This is a genomic window from Bacillus sp. 17RED48, assembly GCF_019837545.1.
Lineage (GTDB): Bacteria > Bacillota > Bacilli > Bacillales > Bacillaceae_G > Bacillus_A > Bacillus_A wiedmannii.
In genome coordinates this window covers 1-2,151 of record NZ_JADAXG010000039.1, presented here as the reverse complement: position 1 = coordinate 2,151, position 2,151 = coordinate 1, and the positions used below count along the sequence as shown (strand labels likewise).

Genomic DNA, 2,151 nt, shown 5'->3' with positions numbered 1-2,151 from the left:
AAAGTAAATTTAAATAAATCAACAGAAGAAATGCAAATTGATCTAAAAGCAGGTGTACCACATAACTACTTTGATAGTACATATGCAAGTATTAAAGTGCAAAACACATCAGGTAAAGTGGTATACAATAAGGAAATTAATGGAAAAAATCAACAAAATGCTGAGCAAGCCAAAGTTTCGGTAAAAGTAGGCGACTTTATTGAATTCACACATTTAGAAGGTGCGAACAGAGCTATTATCAAAAATATGGAAAAGAACATTCAGGAAAGCTTTGGGAATAAAGGAGTCTATGAGATTACAAAAGAGGGATTGAAGAAAGTAGATAACATTGTTAATCCGAAACCAGATACAGAAGCTCCCACACAGACACAAGGATTATATGCAAGTAACCTTACTTCTAACAGTGTAGAGCTAAAATGGAATCCTTCTACAGATAATGTAGGTATAAAAGAATATCAGGTATTACGTGATGGACAATTGATTCAAACGGTACAAGGAACGACATTTACTGATCAAAACTTAACAGCTAATAAGGAATATAAATATGCAGTGAAGGCTGTAGATGCAGCTGGAAATACAGCAATTCAAAGTAACATTCTTCCGGTAAAAACAAAAGATCAAAATGCATCTTATGAAAAATGGGATTCGAGGAAGGCATATACAAAGGGAGATAAAGTAGAACATCAAGGGAAAGTGTATGAAGCGGTTCAAAATCATCAAGGAAATGGTGACCCAAATTGGATATTCGCTTTGGCATTATGGAATCCATTGACATAGCTGTCTGATGGCATATCCCATAACTTAAGAATTCAGAATTACCCCAAAACGAAAAAATGAGCTGACTTCTCTGAGTAACTATCTGTAGAGAAAGAAGATTTTCATCTAGGAGTCTATTCAAACCTTAGCTTGATGAAGGTGTGGCGGTACCCAATGAAAACTATAATATAAGTAATTCTTTTTACGGTTTATATTTTGTTATTTCCTGTTGCAGAATCCTTATTATAAGGGTTCTCTTTTTTATATTGTGAATCAATAAATAAAAAAGTTAAAAACTATATTATTATTCATTTGAATATAGACAAGTTTTGTATTGTTTTATTATTCAGTTAATTAATAGAACCTAAAACGGTAGGTGTCACCAACAATACAACTGTTTTGGATATTCCGATGTGTGAAGTGAGGGGAATGCGTTTGTTAGCTAAAAACTAGCATCAAAAAAGCCCGTACAGAAGCACAGGCCAGTTGTTACACATATCGGTAACTGAATTTTAACAGCTTTTCAGAAAGTTAGCTATTGAAAAGTAAAAAAACGCTCGATGGCAAGGAGCGCTGTAGAGAAAATATTCCCTAAAATTAGCTAACTTTATTATATCATAAATTTTCTCTCGGTAAATAAGGAGTGAAATCCTATATAGATAAAAATTAATCAGAAATCGTCTTTCCGACGTGGATATGGAAGAACGTAAGAAACGAAAAAGAAGCAAAATTGAAGGCGACATAGCGGCATGCGAAAGAGAAATGAATTAATGACATCAGTAGATAGATGAAGACGTGTTGATACTCCTGTAAAGATAGTAGAGGGTACTACAATGAGAGATTCTCTAGTATCTCATAGTGGTACCAAGCAACTAATAAATTATGCCTGTTTTATATAATTTTCGCAAAAGCACTTTGACTCATTAATTATTATCATTATAGAATAATAAAAGGAAATATTTTACTAGCAGTTAAATGTTTAGGTATATCCTTTTTGTAATTATAAGGAAAAAATTCAAGTTAAGACTGAAACAGTAAGTTAGGAAAACAAAACTGACGCAGCAGAGAATGCAAACAATGAAGAAAAATATTTAGTTGAAAAGTGTATTGAAAGGGTTAGCTCCTCAATAGGCTTCATCCCAGTAATAAACCTCACGCTCAAAAACAAAAGGTAACTCAATTATCAAACTCATATAAAGTTTCAATCTTGTCTAAATACCCATTAGGATATGCAACTGATTATCTATTTTTTTACATAATCTCCAGATACAGTCCATATCAACTATAGATTCTTGTCTTAGGCTAAATTTAATCAAAAAGCAAGTAGATAAAGATAATGATTAAAACATTAACTCTAGATACTTTTTTGATGAATATTACAAATAAACAGGAGGT

Annotated in this window: 1 protein-coding gene; it reads left to right on the top strand. The window is 32.2% G+C overall.

Annotation, left to right across the window (positions count from 1 at the left end; translation table 11 throughout):
• On the top strand, window positions 1-777 hold a 777-nt coding region (locus tag ILT06_RS32090; protein WP_308010645.1), incomplete at its 5' end, for a putative mucin/carbohydrate-binding domain-containing protein.
• Between the last annotated feature and the right edge of the window lie 1,374 nt (window positions 778-2,151).